The sequence below is a fragment of the Helicobacter sp. 11-8110 genome (assembly GCF_003288905.1).
Taxonomy (GTDB): Bacteria; Campylobacterota; Campylobacteria; order Campylobacterales; family Helicobacteraceae; genus Helicobacter_D; species Helicobacter_D colisuis.
Genome location: NZ_NHYL01000002.1, coordinates 61037 through 87675, shown reverse-complemented (window position 1 = coordinate 87675; position 26639 = coordinate 61037). Strand labels below are relative to the sequence as shown.

Annotated in this window: 29 protein-coding genes; 7 read left to right on the top strand and 22 right to left on the bottom strand. The window is 33.4% G+C overall.

Going from position 1 to position 26639, the window contains the following annotated elements:
* Nucleotides 1-40 precede the first annotated feature (40 nt).
* The 17 genes from CCY98_RS03285 to CCY98_RS03205 all read right to left on the bottom strand — a co-directional run bounded on the left by CCY98_RS03285 (nucleotide 41) and on the right by CCY98_RS03205 (nucleotide 16234).
* Nucleotides 41-1333 carry an RNA polymerase factor sigma-54 gene (locus tag CCY98_RS03285; RefSeq protein WP_112057172.1) on the bottom strand — a complete coding sequence of 431 codons (1293 nt, stop codon included), beginning with the start codon at nucleotides 1331-1333 and terminating at the stop codon, nucleotides 41-43.
* Nucleotides 1330-2052 carry an LPS export ABC transporter ATP-binding protein gene (gene lptB, locus CCY98_RS03280; RefSeq protein ID WP_112057171.1) on the bottom strand — a complete coding sequence of 241 codons (723 nt, stop codon included), beginning with the start codon at nucleotides 2050-2052 and terminating at the stop codon, nucleotides 1330-1332. Before lptB ends, CCY98_RS03285 begins: the two co-directional genes overlap by 4 nt.
* Nucleotides 2045-2452 carry a tRNA (adenosine(37)-N6)-threonylcarbamoyltransferase complex ATPase subunit type 1 TsaE gene (tsaE, locus tag CCY98_RS03275; RefSeq protein WP_112057170.1) on the bottom strand — a complete coding sequence of 136 codons (408 nt, stop codon included), beginning with the start codon at nucleotides 2450-2452 and terminating at the stop codon, nucleotides 2045-2047. Before tsaE ends, lptB begins: the two co-directional genes overlap by 8 nt.
* Nucleotides 2453-4219, bottom strand: coding sequence for a DNA polymerase III subunit gamma/tau (locus CCY98_RS03270; protein ID WP_112057169.1), 1767 nt, complete (start codon nucleotides 4217-4219; stop codon nucleotides 2453-2455).
* Nucleotides 4220-4282: 63 nt separating this feature from the next.
* Nucleotides 4283-4954 carry a response regulator gene (locus CCY98_RS03265; protein WP_112057168.1) on the bottom strand — a complete coding sequence of 224 codons (672 nt, stop codon included), beginning with the start codon at nucleotides 4952-4954 and terminating at the stop codon, nucleotides 4283-4285.
* Between the two features lie 8 nt (nucleotides 4955-4962).
* Nucleotides 4963-6567 carry a HAMP domain-containing sensor histidine kinase gene (locus CCY98_RS03260; RefSeq protein ID WP_112057167.1) on the bottom strand — a complete coding sequence of 535 codons (1605 nt, stop codon included), beginning with the start codon at nucleotides 6565-6567 and terminating at the stop codon, nucleotides 4963-4965.
* Between the two features lie 83 nt (nucleotides 6568-6650).
* Entirely contained in the window at nucleotides 6651-8420 is a 1770-nt protein-coding gene (locus CCY98_RS03255; RefSeq protein ID WP_112057166.1) for a penicillin-binding protein 2, read from the bottom strand.
* Nucleotides 8420-8737: a flagellar hook-basal body complex protein FliE gene (fliE, locus tag CCY98_RS03250; protein ID WP_112057165.1), complete on the bottom strand. Its 318-nt coding sequence runs from the start codon at nucleotides 8735-8737 to the stop codon at nucleotides 8420-8422. Before fliE ends, CCY98_RS03255 begins: the two co-directional genes overlap by 1 nt.
* Before the next feature lie 10 nt (nucleotides 8738-8747).
* The gene (flgC, locus tag CCY98_RS03245) at nucleotides 8748-9248 is read right to left on the bottom strand and encodes a flagellar basal body rod protein FlgC (protein ID WP_112057164.1); all 501 of its coding nucleotides are present in this window, start codon (nucleotides 9246-9248) and stop codon (nucleotides 8748-8750) included.
* An 11-nt stretch (nucleotides 9249-9259) separates the two neighbouring features.
* The gene (flgB, locus tag CCY98_RS03240) at nucleotides 9260-9694 is read right to left on the bottom strand and encodes a flagellar basal body rod protein FlgB (RefSeq protein ID WP_112057163.1); all 435 of its coding nucleotides are present in this window, start codon (nucleotides 9692-9694) and stop codon (nucleotides 9260-9262) included.
* 251 nt (nucleotides 9695-9945) lie between these two features.
* Nucleotides 9946-10737 carry a flagellar basal-body rod protein FlgG gene (flgG, locus tag CCY98_RS03235; protein ID WP_112057162.1) on the bottom strand — a complete coding sequence of 264 codons (792 nt, stop codon included), beginning with the start codon at nucleotides 10735-10737 and terminating at the stop codon, nucleotides 9946-9948.
* Nucleotides 10738-10748: 11 nt separating this feature from the next.
* Nucleotides 10749-11582, bottom strand: a complete 834-nt coding sequence (locus CCY98_RS03230) for a flagellar hook-basal body protein (RefSeq protein ID WP_112057161.1) — start codon at nucleotides 11580-11582, stop codon at nucleotides 10749-10751.
* A 78-nt stretch (nucleotides 11583-11660) separates the two neighbouring features.
* Complete coding sequence (locus tag CCY98_RS03225) at nucleotides 11661-12044, bottom strand: hypothetical protein (protein ID WP_112057160.1); 384 nt, start codon at nucleotides 12042-12044, stop codon at nucleotides 11661-11663.
* Between the two features lie 12 nt (nucleotides 12045-12056).
* Nucleotides 12057-13130 carry a hypothetical protein gene (locus CCY98_RS03220; protein ID WP_112057159.1) on the bottom strand — a complete coding sequence of 358 codons (1074 nt, stop codon included), beginning with the start codon at nucleotides 13128-13130 and terminating at the stop codon, nucleotides 12057-12059.
* Between the two features lie 9 nt (nucleotides 13131-13139).
* Nucleotides 13140-15092: a methionine--tRNA ligase gene (metG, locus tag CCY98_RS03215; RefSeq protein ID WP_112057158.1), complete on the bottom strand. Its 1953-nt coding sequence runs from the start codon at nucleotides 15090-15092 to the stop codon at nucleotides 13140-13142.
* A complete protein-coding gene (locus CCY98_RS03210) occupies nucleotides 15082-15390 on the bottom strand; it encodes a hypothetical protein (protein ID WP_112057157.1) in 309 nt (102 codons plus the stop codon). Before CCY98_RS03210 ends, metG begins: the two co-directional genes overlap by 11 nt.
* Nucleotides 15374-16234, bottom strand: coding sequence for a class 1 fructose-bisphosphatase (locus CCY98_RS03205; RefSeq protein WP_112057156.1), 861 nt, complete (start codon nucleotides 16232-16234; stop codon nucleotides 15374-15376). The genes CCY98_RS03210 and CCY98_RS03205 overlap by 17 nt, the downstream gene beginning before the upstream one ends.
* A 129-nt stretch (nucleotides 16235-16363) precedes the next feature.
* Here CCY98_RS03205 and rpe point away from each other — a divergent pair, with 129 nt between their 5' ends.
* Nucleotides 16364-16999, top strand: coding sequence for a ribulose-phosphate 3-epimerase (rpe, locus tag CCY98_RS03200; protein ID WP_112057155.1), 636 nt, complete (start codon nucleotides 16364-16366; stop codon nucleotides 16997-16999).
* Nucleotides 17000-17028: 29 nt separating this feature from the next.
* On the opposite strand, the gene CCY98_RS03195 is transcribed toward rpe, so the two are convergent.
* From CCY98_RS03195 to CCY98_RS08420, 5 genes are all read right to left on the bottom strand, one after another.
* Nucleotides 17029-17841 carry a MetQ/NlpA family ABC transporter substrate-binding protein gene (locus tag CCY98_RS03195; protein WP_112057154.1) on the bottom strand — a complete coding sequence of 271 codons (813 nt, stop codon included), beginning with the start codon at nucleotides 17839-17841 and terminating at the stop codon, nucleotides 17029-17031.
* Nucleotides 17842-17863: 22 nt separating this feature from the next.
* On the bottom strand, nucleotides 17864-18514 hold the full coding sequence (locus CCY98_RS03190) for a methionine ABC transporter permease (protein ID WP_112057153.1): 651 nt from the start codon (nucleotides 18512-18514) through the stop codon (nucleotides 17864-17866).
* Between the two features lie 3 nt (nucleotides 18515-18517).
* Nucleotides 18518-19477 (bottom strand): methionine ABC transporter ATP-binding protein, encoded by a 960-nt coding sequence (locus CCY98_RS03185; protein ID WP_112057152.1) that lies wholly within the window; start codon nucleotides 19475-19477, stop codon nucleotides 18518-18520.
* 66 nt (nucleotides 19478-19543) lie between these two features.
* Nucleotides 19544-20146 carry a class II aldolase and adducin N-terminal domain-containing protein gene (locus tag CCY98_RS03180; protein ID WP_112057151.1) on the bottom strand — a complete coding sequence of 201 codons (603 nt, stop codon included), beginning with the start codon at nucleotides 20144-20146 and terminating at the stop codon, nucleotides 19544-19546.
* 1 nt (nucleotide 20147) lies between these two features.
* Nucleotides 20148-20951 (bottom strand): M23 family metallopeptidase, encoded by an 804-nt coding sequence (locus CCY98_RS08420; protein WP_181566539.1) that lies wholly within the window; start codon nucleotides 20949-20951, stop codon nucleotides 20148-20150.
* Nucleotides 20952-21320: 369 nt separating this feature from the next.
* Here CCY98_RS08420 and grpE point away from each other — a divergent pair, with 369 nt between their 5' ends.
* The 6 genes from grpE (at nucleotide 21321) to CCY98_RS03145 (ending at nucleotide 26638) form a co-directional block, all read left to right on the top strand.
* Nucleotides 21321-21872 carry a nucleotide exchange factor GrpE gene (gene grpE / locus CCY98_RS03170; protein WP_112057150.1) on the top strand — a complete coding sequence of 184 codons (552 nt, stop codon included), beginning with the start codon at nucleotides 21321-21323 and terminating at the stop codon, nucleotides 21870-21872.
* Nucleotides 21873-21893: 21 nt separating this feature from the next.
* Nucleotides 21894-23771 (top strand): molecular chaperone DnaK, encoded by a 1878-nt coding sequence (gene dnaK / locus CCY98_RS03165; RefSeq protein ID WP_112057149.1) that lies wholly within the window; start codon nucleotides 21894-21896, stop codon nucleotides 23769-23771.
* Nucleotides 23772-23954: 183 nt separating this feature from the next.
* The gene (locus CCY98_RS03160; protein ID WP_112057148.1) at nucleotides 23955-24332 is read left to right on the top strand and encodes a hypothetical protein; all 378 of its coding nucleotides are present in this window, start codon (nucleotides 23955-23957) and stop codon (nucleotides 24330-24332) included.
* Between the two features lie 181 nt (nucleotides 24333-24513).
* Entirely contained in the window at nucleotides 24514-24720 is a 207-nt protein-coding gene (locus CCY98_RS03155; protein ID WP_054195362.1) for a hypothetical protein, read from the top strand.
* A 110-nt stretch (nucleotides 24721-24830) separates the two neighbouring features.
* Complete coding sequence (locus CCY98_RS03150) at nucleotides 24831-25040, top strand: hypothetical protein (RefSeq protein WP_112057147.1); 210 nt, start codon at nucleotides 24831-24833, stop codon at nucleotides 25038-25040.
* Nucleotides 25041-25093: 53 nt separating this feature from the next.
* Complete coding sequence (locus CCY98_RS03145) at nucleotides 25094-26638, top strand: dynamin family protein (protein WP_112057146.1); 1545 nt, start codon at nucleotides 25094-25096, stop codon at nucleotides 26636-26638.
* The last annotated feature ends 1 nt before the right edge of the window (nucleotide 26639 follow it).

The window sequence follows — 26639 nt, the reverse complement described above, 5'->3', positions numbered from 1 at the left end:
TAATTTTTTTGTAGCAGAAGTATAAAATACAAACCTAAAGTCAATGTGAATTAAGAGATATTTTATAAAGTTTTTTGCGTTCGCTAGAGCTTGCTATGTTGAGTTGTGCGCGATATTTTGTAATCGTTCTTCGCACAATTTTGAGATTAAATTTTTGTTCAATGAGTTCTAAGATTCTATTGTCGCTAAGGGGTTTTTGCTTGTTTTCGTTTTTGATAAGTTCGCTTACAAATTCTTTGATTGTGGTATTAGAAGTGTCTTCATCTAGGGCTGTGGCAAAGAAATTCCTTAGGGGAAAAATTCCTCTAGCACATTCTAAAAATTTATTTGAAATGGCTCTAGAAATTGTGCTTGGTGCATGTCCAAATTCCTCTGCTAAATCCTTTAGCTTCATAGGCTTTATTTCTCCGCCCATAAAAAAGTCATATTGATATTCCACAATCATTAAGCCTATTTTATAGAGTGTGGCTTTGCGCATTTCTAGAGCATCTACTAAATCCCTAGCATCTTTAATTTTGCTTTTTATGAATTCATCTTTGATTTTTTCTTTGGAATCTTTTTTTTGTGTTTCAATTTCAATGCTTGGATAGTATTTTTCATTGATTTGAACTTGAATATTATTTAATTCTTGAATCACTAAAATATCTGGAATAATAGCTGCTTCTTTTTGATAAAAATCTAAAGCAGGAGGGTTTTTAAAGCTGGAAATTACACGCATTGCTTGAGTATAGTTTTTGTCTTCTTTGTATTTTGTGTGATTTTCTAAATCACCAATAAGCTTCAAACACACACTATAAATAGAATCAGCAACATCCATATTCTCTAATTGAAAATAAAAAGATTCTATGAGATTTTCAGCTGCAATTCCTGCAGGTTCTAAATAAGCAAATCGCCTGCGAATCTTTTCAACTTCTAGGCTATTGCTTTGGCATTCCTTGGCAATTTTTTCTTTATCGCCATCAAAATACCCTTCTTCATTTAGATTTTCGATGATTTTTTCAGCAATAGCTTGTGAAGTTTTTGTAGGAAATAGGGGTGGAACTATTTGGGATTTTAGCATTTCTTCTAGACTTTCTTCTTGAATGCAAAATCTCTCAATTCCATCATTTTCAACGCTCCTAAGCCCTCTTGGTCCCTCTTTGCGTTTTTTTCTTTCAGAGGAAAAGTCAGTTGCCATTGCTGATTTGATTTCAACATAGGGATTTTCTTTTGCAAATTCTCCTAGTGTTTCTTCTAGCTCTAGAGTGCTACTTTGGAGTATGGGTAGCCAACTTTTTAGTGTAGAGGAAAGCTTTGTTTTTAGAGTAGCGGAGGCTTGGGTTCTTAATTTCATGCCTTAAAATGATCTCCCAAATAATGTCTTCTTACGAGTTCATTTTCATAGATTTCATTTGAATTTCCACTAGCAAGCAACATTCCTTTGTTGATTACATAGGCGCGATGACACACACTTAGCGTTTCTCGGACATTGTGATCGGTAATCAAAACACCAATGCCAAAATTTAAAAGTTTTTTAATAATGTTTTGAATGTCTAAAACAGCAATGGGATCTACTCCTGCAAAAGGCTCATCAAGCAAGATGAATTTTGGCTTTTTAATCAGCGCTCTAGCAATCTCCACGCGTCTCCGCTCTCCACCACTTAGATTAACACCTTTTCTGTTGCGAATGGGTTCAATATTAAATTCTTCTAATAATTCTTCGGTGCGTTTGTAGCGTTCCTTTTCGCTGTCTAAGCAAATTTCAGCGGCAATCATTAGGTTCTCTTCAACACTTAGATCTTTAAAAACACTTGATTCTTGGGGTAAATAACCAATCCCTAATTGAGAGCGCTTATGCAAACTTAGTCCTGTAATGTCTTTGTTGTCAAAAAAGACCTTTCCGCTACTTGGCAACAAAAGCCCACAAATAATATAAAAGCTTGTTGTTTTTCCTGCGCCATTTGGTCCTAAAAGACCGACAACTTCGCCACTTCTTACTTCCATAGAAATATCAGAAATAATCTTATTTTTTTTGATAATTTTAACTAAGTTTTTTGCTTCTAGCTTATGCATCAATTCTATATTCCCTTAAGTGTTGTTTTGGAAGGATTTCAATGCTTTTAAAATCCATACCAATTTGTTTTAATATTTTAGCTAATTTTTCATCACCCCATTCTATAAAATGCCAACCCTCTTTTTCAAGCTCTTCTAAAAATCCGATTTCTAAAAGCTCTTCTAGATTCTTTTGATAAATATCATAATGATAGATTCCCTCTCCATAATCTTGCGCCAATAAAAAAGTAGGCGAAGTAACCACGCTAGAATTGCCCAAATATTGCACCATTGCTTTAACTAAAGTGGTTTTTCCACTGGCTAAATCTCCTTTTAACAAATAAATACCGCGTTGATTTTTTAGATCCAAAGTCTCGCATAATTGGTGAAGTGAATTCTCATCTAAAACTAAGCTTTTCATTTATTCTCCGTTTTTGGGGCGAACTTTGATTTGCTTGATTTCTAAGAGTTGCCTTGCTTCTTGTAAAATAGGAAGCCCTAAGGCTTCATTAACTTCATCTTGAATGCTTTTGTGAGTGGGCTGTGCTTCTGTGGATTGTATGGTTGTTTTAGGGGTATTTAATGTGGTATTTGATTTTGATGATTCTGTGGAATTAGGTTTTGCGGGATTAGAATCTTGTGCATCATTAGAATCAGAAATATTTTGTGCTTGTTGCTTTGGTTCTGATTCTTGTGTGCTGGTTAAAGGTGTTTGGGAAATTTTTGGTTCTTTGATGACAGGTTTGATTTGAGTTTGTATCCCAAAAATTTCTAGAACAAATCCTTTAATGATATTAGTGTAGCTATTTTTTAGCCGTTCTTTATCAGAATCTTGAGCAGTGGTTTCCCAAACTAAAACCCCATTTTCATAAGAGACAAAATGAATATTTTTTTCAAAAATTTCCCCTAATTCAAAGTTCCTTTCATAAATTTTTTGCACTAGTAAGGCAAACAAATCCTCACCTTTTTGTGCGGGATTGAAATTGCTTATGTGAGTTTGATTGGAAGATTGAGCTTGAATTTCAGTGATTGTTGGATTAGTTTGAGTGATTTTAAGGGGTTGCTCTAGGGTTTTTGGTTGGTCTTTGGCTTGATTTTCTTTGCTAGGGAGTGTTAGTCCTTTTTCTAGCATTTCAATGGCTTTGTCAATCTCTTGAATCTTTAGGGCTTCAAGCATTTTAAAGATGGATAAAGTAAGTACAAAACTATCATCACTTCCTAAAGACAAAAGTTCTTTAGCTTGGGTGATGATTCGAAAGAATCGATCAATAATTGTTGCACTATAGCGCGTATCCTCGCCCCTTAGAAGTTTTTCTTTTAAAAAGATTGCCATTTCATCTAAAAGCATTTCGCATTCGTATTCAGAAAATCCTTCAATGTGTTTAAGTAGCGATTCTTTGTCTTTTTGAAAAATCTCTTCAAAAAGTATATTAAGACTTTGGGGATTAATAAGCCCAAGCATATTGGCACAAGAATCAGAGGTGATATTGTAGTTAGAATAGATAATAACTTGATCTAGTAGCGTTAAAGTATCTCTTAGAGAGCCAGATCCACTGCGGATTAACATATTAAGTGCTTCGTCTTGATAGGTGATATTTTCTTTGTGTAAAATATTTTTTAAATGCTCAAAAATATTTTTTTCAGAGATTCTTTTGAATCTAAAATGCTGTGTGCGACTAAGAATAGTCGCAGGTAGTTTCAAAGGATCGGTGGTGGCTAGGATAAATTTAACATATTCTGGAGGTTCTTCTAGGGTTTTTAGTAGTGCATTAAAGGCTTCTTTGGTAAGCATATGCACTTCATCGATGATAAAGATTTTATATCGCCCCATATTAGGATGATATTTGGTTTGTTCAATTAAATCTCTAATATCATCGATTTTGCGACTAGAAGCTCCATCAAGCTCAATAATATCAATATGACGCATTTTGTGAGGGTTTGCTGCAATGCAATTTGCACAAACACCACAAGGTTTTGCTTTTGGTCCTTTTTCACATTGTAAAGCACGTGCAAAAATTCTAGCACTTGAAGTTTTTCCACTTCCTCTAAGTCCTGAAAATAAATAAGCATGAGATAATCTTTTGCTCTCTAAAGCCAAAGAGAGAGTGCGGCTAACTGATTCTTGCCCAACTAGCTCATCAAAGTCCATTGGACGATATTTCAAGGCTAAAGCTTCATTATGTTCCATATCTTGCCCATTTTAGAAAATAAATAGCGATTCTACAACAAATCCCCTCTGATGCTTATTAAATTACTCTTTATAATGGGAAATGTCTGGTTGAATCTTGTAAATTTTATTTTTTAGGCGGATTAAAAGTCCTGTATCGATAAGCTGTCTAAAGGTTTTTACCACCGTTGGTTTGCTCACGCTAAGCTCCTGAACAATGTCTTCATAAGATCCATAAAAGATATTTTCTGAATCGCTGTTTTCAATGAGGTATTTAATGATTTCTATTTTTTTGCCACCAACAAAAACTGAAATGGCATTTAAAAGAATATTTTTAGCTTGCAATTCATTGGCTTGGAATTTTGGTAATACCGCTTTTAGAATCGTCTTTAAAAGCTCTTCTACATCAATAGGTTTTAAAATATAGCCATCAACCTTAAGTTCAATGCAGTCTAATAGATATTGCGTTTCAGTATGGGCTGTTGCTACAATCACTGCAATATCCCATAAAGGATTTTTTTTGATTTCTCTAATTAAGTCAATTCCATTGAGTTTGGGCATTAAAATATCAGTAATAATTAAATCAATATCCTCTTGCTTGAGAATCTCTAGTGCTTCTTTGCCATTGCGAGCGATAAAAAGCTTATCAACATAGTCTTCTAGCACCATAGAGGCAAATTTCAAAATATCTTCTTCATCTTCAACATACAAAACTTTGATTTTTTTTATCATAACTTCATCATTTTTTGATAGCATTTTTCCTCCTATTCTTCACTCTTAAGTGGTATGGTAATGATAAATAATGCTCCACATTGATTATTTTCACTAGAACAGTCTTGCAAACATTCTATTGCAGGAGAGAGCTTGGCATCTAGATTCCATTTAACATTTTTAGCTTCAATACTTCCTTGCATTTGCTTTTCAATAATTTGCTTAGACATATAAAGCCCAATTCCTGTTCCAACGGATTTGTGTTTGGTGGTAAAATAGGGTTCAAAGATTTTTTGAATATCTTTTAGTCTAATCCCACCACCATTATCCATAAAAAGTATTTGCACAAATTCTTCTTGTTTTTTGCCTTCTTGTGTGCTTTCAGATTGATTTATATAGGCAGAGATTCTAATTTTAGCAGGTGTGATTTGGCGTTCTTTTAAGACATCTTCAGAGTTTTTAATGAGATTTAGCAAGACTTGAGAAAAAGAGCTTTTATATCCATAAACCACAATATTTTCTGGACATTCAATACTAAGTTCTATTTCATTTTGTTTTAAAAAGATTTCAACCAAAGACACAGAATCTTCAATATTTTCTTTTAAATCAAAAGATTCTTTGCAACTTGAAGAGTGAAAAAAGTTTCTAAAATCTTCAATAGTTTGAGACATTTTCTTTGCAATCTTTAAGCCATCATTAACTTGTGTGTTGATAAATTCTGGCGTGAGTTTGCCATTTTGGGATTTTACCTTAAAGGCTTGGATTAGGAGCATTAGTGCATTAAGCGGTTGTCTCCATTGATGAGCAATGTTTCCTATCATTTCTCCCATACTCGCAAGTCTTGCTTGTTGATACATAATTTGATCTTTTTTGCGACTTTCTAAAACTTCTTTTTTGATAGTTTCTTGCAAGGAATCATTTAAATCTTGCAATTCTTTGGTTTTTTCTTTGATTTTAGCTTCCAGAGTGCTATGGAGATGCTTGATATTGCTCAAAACTAGGTGGCTAAGTAGTATTGTAATTATCACAATAAGGCACATAATTACTAAAACTAAAATGTGTAAGAGATTATGCAGTGCGCTATTTCTATCTTTTTTAATTTCCACAAGATTAAGGCTACTTAGAATGATATTGGAAATGTCTTGATTTAAAATTACGATTTGATTTTTAAAATCAAATGGATTTTCTTTGAGCATGTTTAGATTCTTTAAAAAGATTTGAATGTTTGAATCAAGCTTGTTAAAATCTCTTTGTTTGTTTAGCAGCTTCTCTTTTTCTTTTAAAATAGTGTTGCGTTTGTCAAAAAAATCATAAATCCTCAGCGCCAATAAAATCAAATCGTTTCTTTGGGAGTTTTTGGTTTCATTTGCTTTGTATGAATCCCAATGTTTTTTGATTTCATCTTGCAGTTTGGAAATTTGAGATTGGCTAAGTGTTGTGTTGTTTGAGTGATTTTCTATGTTATTTAGAATCTGTCGTAACTCTTCAAGTTCAACAAGAGACTGGTGGTGCTCGGCAAAAAGCGTGTTGTAATCGTATTTTAAGCTATAGAAAAACACATAGGAAATAACCGCTAAAGAAAGCAATCCACAGGCGATATTAAAGACTAATACTCTAGTTTTTGCTTCTAGGGATGTTCCAAAAATCTTTTTTTCCATCGTTGCTCATTTTTTGAGATTATTGTTTTTTAAACTTTATTTTTATTTTATAGTAATTTTACTAAAAGACCAATAATGTCAAATTACTTTGTTACTTCTGCTTGGAGATAATTTTCTTTGATTAGCAATTCTACAACTTGTTTAAAAAGTGGTATTGCTGTTGTTGCGGCAAAGTAAGCCTTTTTTTCATTGGGTTCAAAAACAGAAATTCCAATGGTGTATTCTTTCTCATTTTTATCTCTGACAAATCCAAAAAAAGAGCTATTGTATTTGCGCACATATTGTCCGCCTTGTGCAATATGGGCTGTCCCTGTTTTCCCCCCTATAACAACACCCGCAACTTGTGCCCTTTTTCCTCCTCCTTGAGTAACGACTTTGATGAGCGTTTCCTTGACTTTTTTGGCTGTATCACTGCGGATAACTCTAATGGGATCTCCGTGTTTGAGTTTATAGCGGTTTCCTTTAGAATCATAAAGGTATTCTACCAAGTAAGGTGTGTAAGCAACGCCGTGATTTACAATGATATTATAAGCCTTTAGCATTTGAATAAAGGTTGTCCTCAAGCCATATCCATAAGCAGCAGTGGCTTTATAAACTTCGCTTCTTAAACGGCTGATTTCTGGGATTGTTCCGGTTTTTTCATAGGGCAAATCAATTCCACTCTTTTTGCCAAACCCAAAAGCCTGTAGATTATCATAATATTCCTCTGGATTGAGGCGTTGAGAGATTTTTGCCATACCAATATTGCTTGAATATAATAAAATATCTTCAAGATTTACTTCCCCTAGTTTTCGCGTATCTGTGATATAAAAATTACGCAGTTTATAGCGTCCATCTTCTAAAAATATTTTTTCATTAGGGTTAATAAGATTCTTATCTAGCAAGATTGAATAAATAATTGGCTTGATGATACTGCCTGGTTCATAGGAATATTCAACCGCACTTGCATTGAGATTTGGATAATCATTTTTGGTAATAGCATTAGGATTAAATCTAGCGCTACTTGCAAGGCTTAGAATCTTACCACTTTTGCTTTCCATAATCCCCACGATAATTTCTTTGGCATTTAGTTGTTGTTGATTTTCATCAATGATTCGTTCAACTTTTTTTTGCAATTTCAAAGGAATGCTTGAAACAACATTATATCCATCTTTTCTGTCCAAAAAAGTAGAATTTTTGTTTAATATAACATTAAAGCTAATATCGCGTTCCCCAGTGATTAATAAATCGTTCAAAGGTTTTAACTCTTCATTGAAGTTTTTTTCAATCCCTTTTACTCCATTGACAAGTGTAAAATCTCTTTCGTTTTGTTTATTGATATAGCCTAAAATAGGCTCCATTGTATCATTGTAGAGATAATCTCGCGATTCTCCGCTCTCAACTACTGATAAGCCGTATTTAAAAACATATCCATTTTCATTTTCATAGGAACGAAAAACATCAAGGGCATTGAGTTTAATATTAAGCTGTTTAAGATAACTTGCTGTTTTTGAATCAATTTCATAAGACAAGACAACATTGCCTTTTTCTTGTAGCTTATGGATAATTTCATTTTTAGGGATTTGGCTATAAATACTAAAGAGATTTACAAATAAATCTTTTTTTTGGGGATCAATATTGTAAGTATTAACAACAGCTTTATAAACCTTTTTGCTTGAAGCTAGGACAAAGCCATCGCTACTATAAATTGAACCCCTAATGGCATTTTCAACGCGTTTGGCTTGGAGATTTGGAAGTTTTCTGTCTGCAAAGATATGATAAAAGGTTGTGCCTAAAAAAATGCAGAATCCACCTACAATCATCAAGAAAATAAGCAGGATTTTACCTGCTTTTTTAGATTCTGCATCATTCATTAAATTTGTGTTCTAATTAATTCTTTATAAGCGCTAATGGCTTTGTTTCTCACCTCAAGCATAAGTTTCATACTATTTTCAGCCTTACCTATGGCAATAGCAGCTTGATGAATGTCTTTTATCTGTCCTGTTGCCATATCTGTTATTGCTTGTTCAGTCGTTTTTTGTCGTTCATTTACTTCTTCAAAAGCATCTTTTAGCATATTCCCAAAGCTTTTGCTTGGGGGGTTTAAATTATGATTTGGCGATAAATTTGGGACATCTTTAAGCTGGGAGTTGATTTTTTCTGCGTCTATTCCATATTTGTTAATTTCCATTTATGATCCTTTATGCCTGGAACATAGAGATCGCATTGTTTGCCATATTTTTTGCACTTTGAAAAGCTGCTACATTGGCTTGATAAGCTTTTGTAGCTTCAATCAAATCCGCCATTTCCACAACAGGATTGATATTTGGATAAGCCACATAGCCTTCTGAGTTTGCATCTGGATGACTTGGCTCGTATTTCATCTTTGGTTGTGAATCATCTCGGACAATTTTATCCACATAAACGCTCATTAGTGCAGGTTTTGGTTCTCTTTGCTCATTAAAACTATCCATTTCATCCAATGGATCTTCGTATTTTAGCAAATTATTGCTTTTTTCATACTTTTGATTCAAAACTTTATCAAAATCGAATGCTTTTAAAATCAATTCACGCCTTCTATAAGGTCCTCCCTCATCAGTTCTTGTAGTGTTTGCATTAGCAATATTGCTTGAGATTAGATTGACCCTTTGTCGTTGTGCAGATAAACCATAACCGCTAATATCAAAACTAGATAAAAACATTTACTGCCCCCTTATATATTTTTTGTTGAATCAATAGCATTAGAGAAAATCCCACCTTGTTTCCTTAAAGCGCCCACCAAAGCTTGATACATAATATCGTTTTTTGCCATTTCGCTTGTTTCAATATCTAAATCTACGCTATTTCCATCATTTCTAGCTAAATGCCCATCACGATAGAAAAAGGTTGAACGATTCTTGTCTAGATCTTCTAGGGGCAAGAGATGATTAGGATTAGTTAAAGCCAAGTCTAATTCCATTTTTCTACTGCGATTGAAGATTTCATCGGCTTTGTTTGCCATCATTTGCTCAAAATTAATGTCTTTTGGGCGATACATAGGAGTAGAGGCATTAGCGATATTTCCAGCGATTATATCGCGTCTTAAGGAGCGATAATCTAAAGCTTCTTGAGCTAAACCGCGAGCTTGGCTAAAATTGAAAATGCTCATAAAAACTCCTTGAAATAAATTAATTCAAAATATAAAAGCAAATAGCATTCCAATTGTTTAAACAAAATGTGTTAATGGCTTAAATTTTAAGAATTATTTACAAGGTGATAATCTTAGATTCTTATAAAAATGGTTTTTTTAAAAATACCATTTTTGCAAAAATAAAATTATTTGAATTTTTTAAAGAGAGAGATTGCTTAGATGAATTAACCCAAAAGGTTATTTCACCTTAAATAGTTTAAGTATTTTTATTAGTTACGCTTGAGCTGATTAACTGTTTGTAGCATTGAATCTGCTGTTTGGATTGACTTTGAGTTTGCTTCATAAGCTCTTTGCCCCACAATCAAATCCGTCATTTCTTCTACAAGCTTTACATTGCTTGTTTCTACAAAACCTTGCCTTAGCTGACCAAAGCCATTTAAGCCCGGTGTTCCAACAATTGGATCTCCTGAAGCATTGGTATTAAGATATAAATTATCTCCAAGTGCGTGCAAACCAGCAGGGTTGATAAAATTCACCGTTTCAATTTGTCCTAATTCATTAACTTCTGTTGCATTACCTTGCACCACACTCACAGTGCCATCTGTTCCAATATTGACTTGTGTTGCATCATCTGGAATGGTAATATTTGGCACAAGTAAGTAGCCTTGAGAATTGACAACATTTCCTTCATCATCAAGCTTAAAAGAACCATCTCTTGTGTAAGCTATGGTGCCATCTGGGAGTTCAATTTGAAAGAATCCATTTCCGGTAATGGCAATATCCAAGTTGTTTTCTGTTTCTTTGAAGTTACCTTGTGAGAAAATCTTTTGGACTGAAGTAGGACGCACACCAAGTCCTACTTCAATGCCTGTTGGCGATAGTGTTGTCTCTGAAGTGCTAGAACCTGCATATTGTAATACTTGGTGGAGCAAGTCTGCAAATTCTGCTCTTTCTTTTCTGTAGCCAAAAGTATTAACATTGGAAATATTGTTTGAAGTAACATCAATTTGTAATTGTTGTCCTAGCATTCCTGTTGTTGCTGTGTATAATGCTCGCATCATTGTTTATCCTTTTATGCTTTTGCTGCTAATTTTGTAATAGCTTCTGTATTGAGTTCATCCATATGGGTTTTTAACACTTTAGAATAGGCTTCTACTAAGCGATTAGTTTCAATTAAGCCTGTCATTTCATAAACCACATTAATATTGCTTTTTTCTAAATAGCCTTGTCTAACTGCTCCGCTTCTTTCTAAAACTTCCATCTCATTCATTCTTTCATCGGGGTATTTGTAGAGATTATCTCCAATTTTTTGAAGGAATTTTGGATTTTCAAAAGAAACAACTGCGATATTGGCAGTTAATAAGGTTTCATTTAATTCTTGATTGTTTAAAGAGCGATTGTAGATATTCCCATTTTTATCAACTTCTATTTGGTATCCATCGATAATTTCAATATATTGGGGTGATTCAATATATTCTCGTGGCAGGATGGCATGACCTTCTTTATTGACTAGTCGCCCCTCTTGATTTAAAACAAAAGAGCCATCACGCGTAAATCTGATTCCCTCTGGAGTTTCAACCATAAAATACGCATTTTCACGACTTAGCGCAAAATCAAAAGTGTTATCTGTTTGTGCGATTCCGCCCACGCTCCTATCGGTAAATTCCTCTACGATTTGTGGGACACGATTTAATGAGCGATTGTAAAACTTTGCTGCATCTTTGGTATGATCTTTGATGGGTAAGAATTCTTTATGTTGCTCATAAAGTCGCATAAAATCCCCAATCACAACATCATCGCGCTTGAATCCAGTCGTATTGGCATTTGCAATATTGTTTGCTATGACATCTAGGCGGTTGATTTGCGTTACCATTCCACCTACTGAACTATAATAGCCACCTTGCACTTTCGCTCCTTTTTAGCAATCTTTATGCTAAAAAAGCAAAAGGTGTTCCATTATTTAAAAGTTAAGTAAAATTTGTAGTTATTTGAGATATTTAAAAGAATCTTTTGCATTTTGGCAATCAAGCTCAACTTTGCAAATCTTAATTCCGCATTCTTGAAATACTTTTGCAGTATTTTTACAAGCTTTTTTAACCAAAACTACTTGGCAATCCCTGATGATCTCGCCTAGCACATTGTGCTCTAACTTGTGTGCTATTTGTTCTTCCTTGCTCATATCCTCATCTTTGTGTGAGCAACCCTCGCTTGCTTGGATATTTCCGCGTGGATTCTTGCGCAAATCTAATAATTCAAAATGCTTAAACATACCATTTCCCTTTTGTTCAAAAACTGCAAAGAAAGGAGTATGTCCTGTATTTCCAAAGATTTTTAAATTTTCATCATAAACAGGTATTGCTATTTTCATTTTCATCCTTTATTAATTTTTTTCTTCATCAATTAAATCAAATAAGCTTTGCTCTCTTTCTTGGGCGCTAAATTGCTCTTCAAACTCCCTAAAATCAACGCCAAATACTAAGGCAAAATTATATTTTTGCGTCAAAACCAAAGAAAATAACTCTTGTTTATTTGTATAAGTCTTAACTTCTGCATAAGGCATAAAAAGCTCTTGATAGATTTTAGGAATAAAAAGCATTAACTTTGCCCATTTGGCATACATACTAAAATATGCCAAAAATTGCTCATAGAGATGAATCTCTGTGCAAGTTAGCACCACTTTATTGGTAGCACCAGGTTTTGAGATAAATCCCCTTTCATCTAAATATAAAGGCTTAAAGCTTGAGATTCCTTCTAATTTTTCTAAATCCACATTAAGACAATGTTCTTCTGCAAACTTTATCACTCTTGCTAATGGCTGAATAAATAGCTTTGGCAAAGGTAGGGTGTAATCTATGGATTGATAGAAAATTTTAATTCCAAAAAGTGAGAAAGAATTTGTAACAAAGGGCAGTGATTCATCGGGTATTTTTTGAGAATCAAAGGTTTTAATTTCTTGGTGTAATTGTGGAAGTTTTTCAAATTTTATTTTGTCTTGATTGTGATAGAGAATGTATGCAAATTCCCCACTTCCAAGCGCAAAAGAAATAAGTTCTACCAAAGATCCCTCGCAATATGCAAAATCTTTTTTGCGGACTAAAATTTGATGGCTTAATTCATATTCTTCATTGCTTAGCGAATATAAAATTTTATTATTGATAATCAAATAATGCCTTAAGATTCTTAAGAGTGATTCTTCTAGGTTTTCTACGCTAATCCAAGCAACTTCTGAATCTCCCATGGCAATTTCTCCACTAAAGAGAATTCCAAAGGCGCCTAATTCAATAGCCTTTTGAATGTCTTTTGAATCTTTGACAACAAATAAATCACCCTTTTTGACCTTTTCTACATCATCGCAAATTTGGCTAAAAAATGAAATGCTAGGCTGATTTAAAAGTGTTCCAAATGCAACTTCAACAATTTCATTAACGCTAATTTGGACTCCTTTTTTCTTCACGACAATCCTTTAAGTAATTTGAGTTCCATTTTTTCTTGGGTTTTGTGGCATAATAAAAGACAATCCCTCGCTATCTTTAGCAGCCAAAATCATTCCCTCGCTAATTTCTCCCATTAGTTTAGCGGGTTTTAGATTTGCTAACACACAAACTTGCTTACCTATTAAGTCTTGTGGAGTGTAATAGGCTTTTATTCCTGCTAAGATTTGTCTTGCACGACTTTCTCCTAAATCTACTTTCAGTTTTAAGAGTTTTTCGCTTTTTGGCAAAGTTTCTGCTTCTATGATTGTTCCTATTTTGATTTCTACTTTGGTGAAATCTTCTTTTGAAATAGGGTTTTCTATTGTTAGAGGTTCTAGGGTTTCTTTGGGTGCTGCTTTATCACTAGTTTTAGGATTTGCTTCTTTTGTTTCTGTAGGGATTTCGTCAATTTTTGGGAAAAGCGCTGGGATAGGGTTTAGGGAGACTTGGCTTAAGATTTTATCATTTAAGATAAAATCAGAGTAATTTTGCGCACTAGCTCTAAGTCCAAAAACACTTAAAATTTTCTCTGCAGAATCAGGCATACAAGGATATAAGCACAATGCGCCTTTGATGAGTAGATTAGCAATAAACATCAAAAGTTCTGCCACTTCTTGTTCTTTTTGTTCCTTGATAAGTTTCCATGGCTCTTTTTTGGCAATGATTCCATTACCTAGACTAAAAATCTTCCATAACTCTTCTAAATAACGATGAATCTGCACTTCGCTCATAAAATTTTCAAGATTTCCTAAGATTGTTTTTATTGTCGCAGATTCAGTTGCAAAAGATTCTTGGTAGCTTTTAGAATCAATTTGTAAAGAATTATTAAAATACTTTGCTCCCATTCCCAAAAGACGATTTAAAAGATTGCCTAAATCATTTCCTAAATCAGCATTGAATCTTTCGATTAGGGCTTTTTGTGAGAAATCTCCATCTTGTCCAAAAGGCACTTCACGCAATACAAAATACCTAAAACAATCCATACCATAAGAATCAACAACTTCTCTTGGATTGACAACATTGCCAACGCTTTTGCTCATCTTTGCACCCTCTTTAGTCCACCAACCATGCGCAGCAATATGCTTTGGTAAAGGCAACTCTAAGCTCATCAAAAATGCTGGCCAATACACCGCGTGGAATCTTAAAATATCCTTACCAACAAGATGATAATTTGCAGGCCAAAATTCCATTTTGTTTTCTTTGGAGTTTTCATAGCCTAAGGCACTAAGATAATTAACCAATGCATCAAGCCATACATACATGACAAATTTAGAATCATTGCCTCCAATTTCACTAGGTAGCTTAATACCCCAATCAAAGCTAGTTCGTGTGATTGATAAATCCTCTAAACCTTCTTTGATAAAATTAATGACTTCATTGCGACGCATTTTTGGCAGAATGCAGTTAGGGTTAGATTCAATCCATTGTAATAACTTATCTTCATAAGCACTTAATTTGAAAAAATAACTTTCTTCTTTCAAAAGAGTTGTTTCTTTCCCACAATCAGGGCAATTTTTTTGGTTAATAAGTTGAGATTTTGCAAAAAAAGATTCACAAGAAATGCAATAATTCCCTTCATATTCACCTTTGTAAATATCCCCCTTTTTAAACATTTTAGAAAATACATTTCTTACACTCTCTTTGTGGTAAGAATCTGTTGTGCGGATAAAGGCATCATAGCTAATATCAAAACTATCCCAAAGATTCTTAAACTTTGCAGAAATTTCATCTACGTATTCTTTGGGGTTTTTATTGTTTTTTTCTGCAGATTGTTGAATTTTTTGTCCGTGTTCATCGGTGCCTGTTAGAAACCAAACCTCTTTGTTTTGCATTCGGTGGTATCGTGCTAAAGTATCTGCGATAATTGTTGTATAAGCATGCCCAATGTGAGGGACATCATTAACATAATAAATCGGGGTTGTTACATAAAATTTAGAATTCAAAATTTCCTCCGTTTCCTTTATTCATACTTAAATAAACCGCATTAACATAGCGATTCCTTGTGGCGCAATTTAAAACTTTTTGACAAAGCAAACAGCTTGAAAAATTTTGCTCTCTTTGACATTCTTGCAAGGTTTTAGTATTTTCTTGAAGATTTAAAATTACCATTTGTTCAAAATTTTCTTTTTTTTCACATCTTGATGCTTCTTTGCAGAATTCGCAACTAGAGATGCTATGTTGAGTTTGGCATTCTTTTAAATCCCTTAGTGCTATTTCTGTATTCTCAATGACTTCTGACAAAATCTATCTCCTCCTTGCTTCCTAAAAAACAAGGTGTTGTATCGTGTAAGTGCTCTGGAGTGAGTGTCAAGAGATCATTTTTTCCATCAATAGCTTCTCCCCCTGCGCGTTTGAAAATAAAGGCAAAAGGAAAAACTTCAAAAAGCATTCGCAATTTTCCTTTAGGTGAATCTTGAGTGCTTGGATAAGAAAATAAACCGCCCCCTTTGATTAAAATGTGGTGTAAATCTGGCACCATTCCACCGCTATATCGCAAACGATAGCCTTGATTAAAGAGTGATTCTATCTTGCCTTTGTGTTCTTTGCTCCAATATTTTTGGGTTCCACCAGTGGCATTGAGTTTGCCTTTTTCTTTGAGTTTTAGGATCTTCTGCAGTTCAAAATCTTTGCCATTAAAAATATAATAATCCACACCCTCTTTGAGTGTAGAAGCAAATCCAATCCCCACCACCATTCCATAGACAACATAGGCAGCAGCAATTAAATTTTGTGGCAAAAAATCTCCCTTGTAGATTCCAACAATGCTCCCAACACTTAAATTTGCACCCATTAATGAAGATCCATCAAGCGGATCATAGGCAATACTATAAATGCCATCATCGTAAAATCTAACTGCCCCTTCTTGTTCTTCGCTACAAATTTGTTTGATGATTTTTAAATCTTTTAGAGAATCTTGAAAAATCTTATCGGCTAATACATCGGCTTGAAGTTGTAAATCACCTGTTTTATTTGTGGTTTGCGTGTATTCACCCATACTTTCTTTAAGCACCTCATACACTTTTAATGAGGCATTTTTTATGATTGCAAAAATACTTTCTAAATCTTGTTGTAATTGTTTTTGCATTCTAAAACTCCAAAAAAATAATGCTCCATTATATCTAAAAATATGTTTTTTATGGCTTATTGCGTGGTATTTTAGAAAGATATTTCTACTTTTTTGCTAAAATTACTTATTTTTTAACAAAGGCAAATTATGTTAGTAGCTCCAAGCATTCTTTCTGCAGATTTTGGCAAACTTAATGATGAGATAAAGGCTATTTGCGAGGCGGGTTGTGATTTTATACATATTGATGTTATGGATGGGCATTTTGTCCCTAATCTTACAATGGGACCAATGATTGTAGATTCGGTTGCAAAAATCGCGACTAAGCCACTTGATATTCATTTAATGGTTCAAAATAATAGCTTTTTTGTTGATTTGTTTGCACCCCTAAAGCCAAAATATCTTTCTTTTCATATTGAAGAAGAAAAACACGCCAATCGCCTTGTCCAGAAAATACGCGATTATGGGATTTCTCCAGCGATTGTTCTTAATCCACACACGACTTTGGAGAGTATTGATTATTTATTAGAATATGTGGATATGGTTTTACTTATGAGTGTGAATCCGGGTTTTGGTGGGCAAAAATTTATCCCAAATGTTTTGGAAAAAATTAAATGCTTAAAAGATAAAATTGAAATGAAGAATCCTCGCTGTCTTATTGAAGTTGATGGTGGAGTAAGTGATCAAAATATCGCAGATTTAAAGGATAGTGGCGTGGATATTGTGGTTGCAGGAAGCTATATTTTTAATGGTAACTACAAAGAACGCATCGATTTGCTTAGATAAACCCCAAAGGATTGGGGCTTAAATTTTGCTTAGAAGCTAGGGAGAATCGCACCTTTGTATTTTTCTAGGATAAAGTCTTTTATTTCTTGACTTTGGAGTGCTTGAACTAGCTTTTGGATAGCAGCATCATTTTCTCTACCTGCTTTAACTACGACGATATTTGCAAAAGGAGATTCTTTTGATTCTAAAGCAATCGCATCATCAAGTGGATTTAATCCAGCTAAAAGTGCAAAATTTGTGTTAATAACAGAAATAGTTACATCATTTAAAGCTCTAGCAAGTTGAGGTGCATCCATTTCTTTAAAATTTAATTTTTTGGGATTCTCTACAATATCTTGCGCAGAAACAAGCTCTACTCCCTCTTTGAGTTTAATCACTCCATTGGCTTCTAAAACTCTCAATGCTCTAGCACCATTTGAAGGATCATTAGGCAAAGAAACTAAATCGCCTTCTTTTAACTCATCAAGACTTTTGATTTTGTTGGAATACACACCCATTGGCTCTAAATGGATATTAGCAACACTTACTAAATTAGTCCCTCTTTCTTTATTAAATGAATCCAAATAAGGTTTGTGTTGGAAGAAATTTGCATCTAATGAATCATCGTTGAGTGATAGATTAGGAGTTACATAGTCTGTAAATTCTTTGATTTCTAGAGTTATGCCCTCACTTTTTAATTTAGGTGCTATTTCTTGTAAAAGAATTGCGTGTGGCTCTGGAGTGGCTCCTACTATTAATTTTGTTTCAGTGGTTTGCGTTGCTGTGCTTTCTTTAGAATCACTACAACCGCTAAAGACCAATAATCCTGTAAGTCCGCAGATACCTAAAATTTTTTTAATCATTTTTTACCTTTCTTTTGTTGAGCTAGTGTTTTAATTTTTTATACAGAAAATCCCCAAAACTTTGAATAATCTGCACAAGAAAAATTAAAATCACAACGGTATATACCATAATATCACTTTGGAATCTATAATATCCATATTTGATTGCAATATCGCCAAGCCCTCCACCGCCAACAGCACCTGCCATAGCGCTAAATCCAATCACAAGAATCAAAGCAAGTGTGATTCCAGAAACAATGCTAGGTAGAGCTTCAATGAGCATAATTCTAAAAATAATTTGGAAATGACTTGCGCCAAAACTTTGTGCGGCTTCTATGACATCTTTATCTACTTCTTTTAGCGCCCCTTCAATGATACGCACAATAAAGGGAGCTGCACCAATACTAAGTGGCACAATAGCTGCAGTTGCACCAATACTTTTACCAAGAATCCATTGCGTAAAAGGAAATAAAACAACCATTAAAATCAAAAAAGGAAAAGAGCGTAATGTATTAGTAATAGTGTCTAAAGTTCGGTAAATAATCGCATTGGGTTTTAAGCCACTAGGGCTACACAAAACTAATAAGATTGCTGGAATCACTGCTAGGGCAGTTGCAATTGTTGTTGCAATAATACTCATATATAAGGTGTCTAAAGTCGCTTCTAAAAGTAATTTAAGTAATTTTATATCCATTTTTTACTCCACAATTTCCCAGCGTGTGCCACTTTGGGTTAGAAATGCACAAACTTGCTCTAAAAATTCTTGTTTAATATTAATTACAAGCACTCCTAAGGCGATTCCGCCAAAAGATTCTAAATTTCCCCATACGATATTAAAATCCACCTGCAATTCTCTTGCCATTTGAGTGATGATTGGGTTTTGTGCTACTTCTTTGGGGAAATAGATTCGGATATTAATACCATTTGGAGGTAAAATTTCATTTTCTCCCAAAAAATCTCGCATTTTTTTATCAGGCTCTAAAAAGAGGGATTCAATATGACCGCTTTTGATAATCTCTCCATTTTCCATAAAAGCCGCTTCTTGACAGATTTTTTTTACCACTTCCATTTCGTGAGTTACTAGCACGATAGTTACTTTAATTTCTTGATTGATTTGCGATAAAAGTTCTAAGATTGAGTTTGTTGTGGAGGGATCTAATGCGCTAGTGGCTTCATCGCTTAAAAGTAAATCAGGATTCATCACTAAAGCCCTTGCAATAGCAACTCTTTGTTTTTGTCCGCCACTTAGCTGGCTAGGATAAAATTTCATTTTGTCTTGCAAACCCACTAATTCCACTAGTTTTTCAACGCGATTTTTATCAATATTTTCTCCCCAACACTCCAAAGGTAAAATGATATTTTCATAGACATTTTTACGCGCCATTAAAGAGAAGTTTTGAAAAATCATTCCAACCTTTTTTCTAAAATGTCTCATGCTTTTGGAATCTAAGCGATTAATCTCCACTTCACCAATTTTAATGCTTCCGTGATTGATAGATTCTAGTCCATTAAAAGTTCTAAGCAGTGTGCTTTTTCCTGCTCCGCTATGCCCTACAAGTCCAAAAATCGAGCCTTTTTTAACATTTAAATGAATATTTTTTAAGACTTCAAGTTTTCCGTAATTTTTGTATAATTCTCTAACTTCTATAAAATCCATTAAAACCCTTGAATTGCTACATAATTTTGTAATTTTATCAAATTTTTCTTGCCTTAAAATCAAGCATTAAAAGTCAAGTAGTTCATAAGAAGGTTTATTGCCCTCTAAAATGCTATGAAAATGCAAGACTTTACACGAATTTTCTAAAATCGCCATTAATTTTGAGAGATATTGCAAGTCTCGATGATACACATACACGCCATAGCCTTTGATAACCATAATTTTTTTATCATTTTCTTTGAAATAGCGATTGATTTCAACATCTGCTCTTTCATACCAATTGTCATAATCTTTTGGGTCATACACTTCTAGGGTGCCTAGAATCTTATAACCAAAATAATCTTTTGGGGTGATTTTACTATTTGAGAGAGTATAGGCTATCGTAAAGGGAGGCATTCCATAGGCAATATATTTGGCATTAGGAATATTTTGATAAAGCAAAGAATGAATAAAAGCGTCCATACTAGCTTCTTGCCAGCGATAATCTTGTTTGTGATAGAGCGTGATAAGCGATTCTTCATTTAAATCATCAAAAATTGCATCTTTTTTGTTAATAAGAAAATGACCTTCTTCAAGTTTTGTTGAAATAGAACCATGAAAGATTCCAAAGAAATTCTTCCGAAACATTGCTAAAGAGATAGTTTTTAAATCTTGAAATATTTTCTCCATTTTAGTTCCCTTTTAGAGATGCATTGATTTTGGCAATAAAATCAATTGGATCAACCTGTGCCCCACGTACCAAAATCCCAAAATGCAAATGCGGACCACTTACTCTACCTGTATTACCGCTTAGTGCAATGAGTTCGCCTTGTTTTACTCTAGTGCCTTCTTTGACTTTGATTTCACTGCAATGATAATACATGCTAAAAATCCCTTCTCCATGGTCAATTACTACAGATTTTCCTGCTAAGAATCTATCTTTTGCAATCACGACCTTGCCGCTATTACTCGCATAAATTGGTGTTCCAATAGCAGCTCTAAAATCTGTTCCGCTATGATAGCTTTTTACTTCTTGATTAAACACTCTTGCATTGCCAAATTCACTAGTAATTTTACTTTTCATAGGATAGATAAAGGGCTTTTTCCAATAGTATCCCTTAGTGTAAGTTTGATAAATTTTACTAGCTTCTTCTCTTTCTTTGGAGATTCTTTGTTGATTAGCTTTGTTGGGTTTGGCTTTGCTTGGATCTACACTGATTTTTTCAATTTTATACTGACCTTTGATGATTTGCAAAGTTTGGCTATTCTCAAGCCGAATACTTTGTGCTTTAGTGTAATAAGGTATAGATAGAAATAAAATTTTTGTATCGGGTTTTTGGGGATGGGGTATCCATAAATACTCTTTTTTATCTAGGATAATACTTTTAGGGTTTGGTGATTTGCTTTCCAAAATAAGAGTTTTACCATTTTCAATAGTCAATTCCTTGGCAAATCCTACAAAAACACACAGCAATAATATGATTATTTTTTTCATTTCAAAAATCCCCCATTAAAAATATTTTAGAAAATTAGCAAAGTTTTACTTATGAAATCCTTGATGCCCTAAAAAGCTAAATTGCTCTATTTAGAATCTTAGAGAAATTGTCAAAGTTATCGCGCGCATTGTTGCTATATTTTGCGAAAATCTCTTATTTGTTTTGCTTTTTAAGACTTTAAAGCAACCTTAAGTTTATCCCAAACAACTTATAATTAAATTTTTATTTTTAAGAAAGTTTAGCTTATTTTATTAATTTAACTTGACATTAATAGACTAAAGTTATATAATTTTACTTGAAATTCACAAGAATAATTGCTAAAATTTCATTTTAGAAGCGTTATTTTTGTTGTAAGGAGTGGAATTAGAATGCAAGATGAAAATGAAAAGATAGATTCTTCTGAGAATGAGAATCAAAAACAAGAATCACAAGAGAATGCAGAGCAAGATTCTAAAGAATCGCTAGAATCGCTTCAAAATAAAATCAAGGAATTAGAAGATCAATATTTGCGCACTTATGCTGATTTTGAAAACACTAAAAAGCGTTTGGTGAGAGAAAAAGATCAAGCCTTGGAATATGCTTATGAAAAAATAGCAAAAGATTTATTGCCGAGCATTGATACTTTAGAGATTGCTTTAAAAACGATTAAAGATTCAAAAGAAAATAGTGATCAAGCTGAAATTTTAGGAAAAATAGAGGAGGGAATTGCACTAACATTGGATAATCTTTTAAAAACACTTGCAAAACATGGGATTGAACCCATTGATGCAAGCGGAGAGTTTGACCCTAATTTCCACGATGCTATTATGCAAGTTCAAAGCGATTCTCACAATGTAGGAGAGATTGTCGCAGAGATGCAAAAGGGTTATAAATATAAAGAAAGAGTGCTAAGACCATCAATGGTTAGCATTGCAAAATAAATTAATTAATAAGGATAAATTATGGGAAAAGTATTAGGAATTGACTTAGGAACAACAAATTCAGCGATGGCGGTTTTTGAAGGAAATGAATCAAAAATCATTGCAAATAAAGAAGGGAAAAATACAACTCCATCGGTTGTGGCTTTTACTGATAAAGGTGAGATTTTGGTAGGAGATCCTGCAAAAAGACAAGCTATCACTAATCCAGAAAAAACTATTTATTCTATTAAAAGAATTATGGGATTAATGTTTAATGAAGATAAAGCTCAAGAAGCTAAAAAAAGACTTCCTTATAAAGTAGTTGATAGAAATGGTGCTTGTGCGATTGAAATTGCAGGAAAAGTTTATACGCCACAAGAGATTTCTGCAAAGATTCTTATGAAGCTTAAAGCTGATGCAGAAAGTTATTTGGGAGAGGAAGTAACAGAAGCAGTTATCACCGTTCCAGCCTATTTTAACGATGCACAAAGAAAAGCAACTAAAGAAGCAGGGACAATTGCGGGGCTTAATGTGCTTAGAATCATCAATGAGCCAACTTCAGCAGCACTTGCTTATGGTTTGGATAAAAAACAAGCAGAAAAAATCGTAGTTTATGATTTGGGTGGTGGGACATTTGATGTTACCGTGCTAGAAACAGGCGATAATGTTGTAGAAGTTTTGGCAACAGGTGGTGATGCGTTTTTAGGTGGAGATGACTTTGATAACGCTATTATTGATTGGGCAGCAAAAGAATTTGAAGATGAAAATGGAATCAATCTCAAAAATGATGTAATGGCACTTCAAAGATTAAAAGAAGCAGCAGAAAACGCTAAAAAAGAGTTAAGTAGTGCGCAAGAAACTGAAATTAACTTGCCTTTTATTACAGCGGATGCAAGCGGTCCAAAACACTTGGTTAAAAAGATTAGTCGCGCTAAGTTTGAATCGCTTATTGAATCTTATATCAACCAAACTATTAATAAAATCGGCGATGTTATCAAAGATGCAGATTTAAGCAAAGGGGATATTGCAGAAGTTGTTATGGTGGGTGGTTCTACAAGGATTCCAAAAGTTCAAGAAAGAGTGAAAGAGTTTATCGGTAAAGAGCTTAATAAATCAGTGAATCCAGATGAAGTTGTGGCAATTGGTGCGGCAATTCAAGGGGGTGTATTAAAAGGCGATGTAAAGGATGTTTTATTGCTTGATGTTACACCTCTTAGCTTGGGAATTGAAACATTAGGTGGAGTGATGACGAAGATTATTGATCGAGGCACGACTATTCCTGTTAAGAAAAATCAAGTTTTCTCAACGGCAGAAGACAATCAACCTGCTGTAACTATTCAAGTTTTACAAGGGGAGAGAGAACTTGCAAGAGATAATAAAGTGCTTGGAAATTTTGAGCTAAGCGGTATCCCAGCAGCACCAAGAGGTGTGCCTCAAATTGAAGTTACTTTTGATATTGATGCAAATGGTATCTTAACAGTGAGCGCCAAAGACAAAGCAACAGGCAAAGCTCAAGAAATCAAAATCACAGGTTCTAGTGGATTGTCTGATTCTGAAATTGAAAAAATGGTAAAAGATGCTGAACTTAATAAAGAAGAAGACAAAAAGAAAAAAGAAGCTATTGAAGTAAGAAATCAAGCAGATAGCCTTGTTTATCAAACTCAAAAAAGCCTTGATGAAATGAAAGAAAAAATTGATTCAAGCGAGGCTGAAAAGATTCAAAATGCAATCAATGATTTGCAAACAACTTTGAAAAATGAAAATGCTTCTAAAGAAGAGATTGAGCAAAAAGTTAAGGCACTCACAGAAGTAAGCCACAAACTTGCTGAAGCAATGTATCAAAAAGATCAAAATGCACAAGGTGGCGCAACACAACAAAATAAAAAAGATGATGATGTGATTGACGCAGAAGTCGAATAACAATTCTCTTAATTAACCTTCTTAATAATCCTAGCCTTTGGGCTTGGATTGACTACTTATTTTTTAAATAAATCTCTCTTTTTTACTTATTAATTAAAATTTTTAAATTGATAATTTAATGACACAACCTGTCATAAGCGCAAATTATAATTTCTTTTGTAAATCAAAACAAAGGAGTTGTTTATGGGAAAATTAAGCCTTATTCTAGGTGGGGTAGCACTTGGAGCTGTTGGTTATGGGCTAAAAAAGTGGTATGATAAAACAAGTGAGGAGCTTTATTATACCGATGATCCAAAAGATATTTTAAGTGAAATGGCAGGTGATGCTGCTAATAAAGTATATGATGGTTTAGAGTGGCTAGAGAAAAAGATTCTTGGTGAAGAGGCGCTTGTAATTTCTGATTTGTATGGTGGCAAAGAAGCTATAGAGAATAATCCAGAACTCAAAGAGCAGTATGAAGAACATATAAGACGCATTAAAAGTATTTTTGAACAAGTAGCTAGTCAAGCAAATAATCAAGAAACTAGCCAGGCAACTTGCCAAGAAAATAAAGACGCTTAAAGTTAATAAACATAGCAAAGCTAAATAACTTTTTAATTAGGTTAGCTTAGGCTATGTTTTAAATGGTTTTGGTAAGGAAAATTGTTTGCAAAAGGTTAAAGTTTAAAAAAAGCGATAGTAATCAAAAGTGTAGTTATAGAATCTAAGTAAAAATCAAAAAATAAAATTAAAGGGTTTTTTTATGGGAATAATAGCATTTTTATTAATGATTGCTCTAGTGGTTTCTCAAGCTGCGTTGATAGCAGCTGTGATGTGTTTTATGGCTGTGCTTTATTTTTTGGTTTTAATTTATGAAATCATTTTGGAATATGTTCCAGAGCCTTTTGGTTTTATTTTGATTGTAGCTTTAATCTTGTATGGAATCTATAGGTTTTTAAAAAGAGTGTAATTCCAAAAATGAAATTTCAAATTTAATTAAAAATAAAAAAGCTAAATAAAATTATCCTTTAAATCCTTGACTTTTGCGGGGGGGGGGGCTATAATTGCAAAGGGATTAAAATGGAGATGTTAAGTAACATAGTGCAGTTTATAGGAGCTTTAATTTTATTTTTTTTCATTATAGCATCGTTGTGGGTGCTTTTACCTATGGCAGCATTAGGCTTTTTAATTTGGTTTTTGGTAAGTCTTTTTATTCCAGCTCCCTATAGTGAATATGTGGTTATAGGTATATTTGTTTTATTTGTTTTTGGTATGCTTAAAAGCAAATAATTTTTAAATCAATAATTTAATGAAAAAATACAAAATCTTAACAAGGAGAAAAAATGCACATTTGTAAAAAATGTAATTACAAAAATCAAAAAGAAGAGTTGTTATTTTGCCTAAATTGTGGCGAAATTCTAAAAGATGAGTATCAAGACAAGGAATTTTTGGCTGAAAATTCTCAAAAAATACAAAATTTCTTAAGCAAAGCAGAAAAAGTGAGTCAAAATTCAAAAATTACAGCACCTATAAAAGAGCTTAGCAAAGATTACGAGCATATCTTAGAAATACAAAATTTCTTAAAGCTTTATGAAAAAGAATTTGGTGATGAAAAAGCTATTTCAAATTTTATTAAAAATACTCATCAATTCTTACAAAGAGATAATAGCTTTCAAATAGCTTTTGTAGGGACAATTAAAGCAGGTAAATCGACACTAATTAACGCAATGCTTAAAAAAGACTATGCAAGCATGAATGTCTCCCCAGAAACTGCAGTGCTTACTAAATTTAAATACGGTAAAGAAGCTAAAATGACCATATCTTTTTATAATGCAAATGAATGGGAAGAATTATGGCAAAGTGCTACAAAAAGCGGAAGTTTGTTTAAAGAAAATTATGAAAAATTACAAGCTAATGCTCAAAAAGATAAATGGGTAAATAAAGCAAACATACAAGAAGATTTAAGTAAAGAAGGGCTTAAAAAATACACTTCTTCACAATCTGCAGTGCATTATTTTGTAAAAGAAGTAGAGATAGAATTTCCTGAATTTCCTTATGAAAAAAACATTGTTTTTGTAGATACTCCGGGGCTTGATGATGCAGTAGATTATAGATCAAAAGTTACAAGAGATTATATTAACCGAGCTAATGCAGTTTTAGTATGTGTGAATTCAAAAGCACTTACTAACTCAGAGCTTACAACAATTTTAAGAATTTTTGATCATACAGGTGGAAAGCCTGAAAAAGTGTATGTGCTTGGAACTCAATATGACTTGCTAAATAAGCCATTAAATGATTGGAATATACAAAAAGCAGAATGGAGTAAATACTTAAGCTCAAAAGATAACAATGAGCAAATAAGATACACCCCGCAACTAGCAGAAAAAAATATTATTCCGGTCTCTGGCTATGTGGCATTGCTTTGTGAGTTATACAAACAAAATTCCCTAAATGATGAGCAAAGAGAAAACTTAGAAAATACAAGTTTTAAATTATTTAGAGCAACTGAACTAGATAACAAGTTAGATGATTTAAAAAAATTTACTAATGTAGATTTTATTCATCAAAAAATCAAAGATGACATACTTGATAGCACACAAAAAGAAATTATTGATGATACTAAAAAAGAGTATAAAAGAATTCACAAAGAAATTGAAAATTACTTCAAGGAAAGCGCTAAAAGTCTTGAAGAAAGCTATGAAATTTCAAAATCAGATATAGATAGTTTAAATGCAAAAATGCAAAAAGAAAAAGAAAATTTAGCAAAGCTTCAAGAAAGCCAAAATGAACTGGAGAATTTAATCAATGAATTTGAAAGTGAAAGCAAGAAAATGTTAAAAGAACTAGAAGATGAGATAGAAAAAATCATCGAAGAAAACAAGCGTTAAG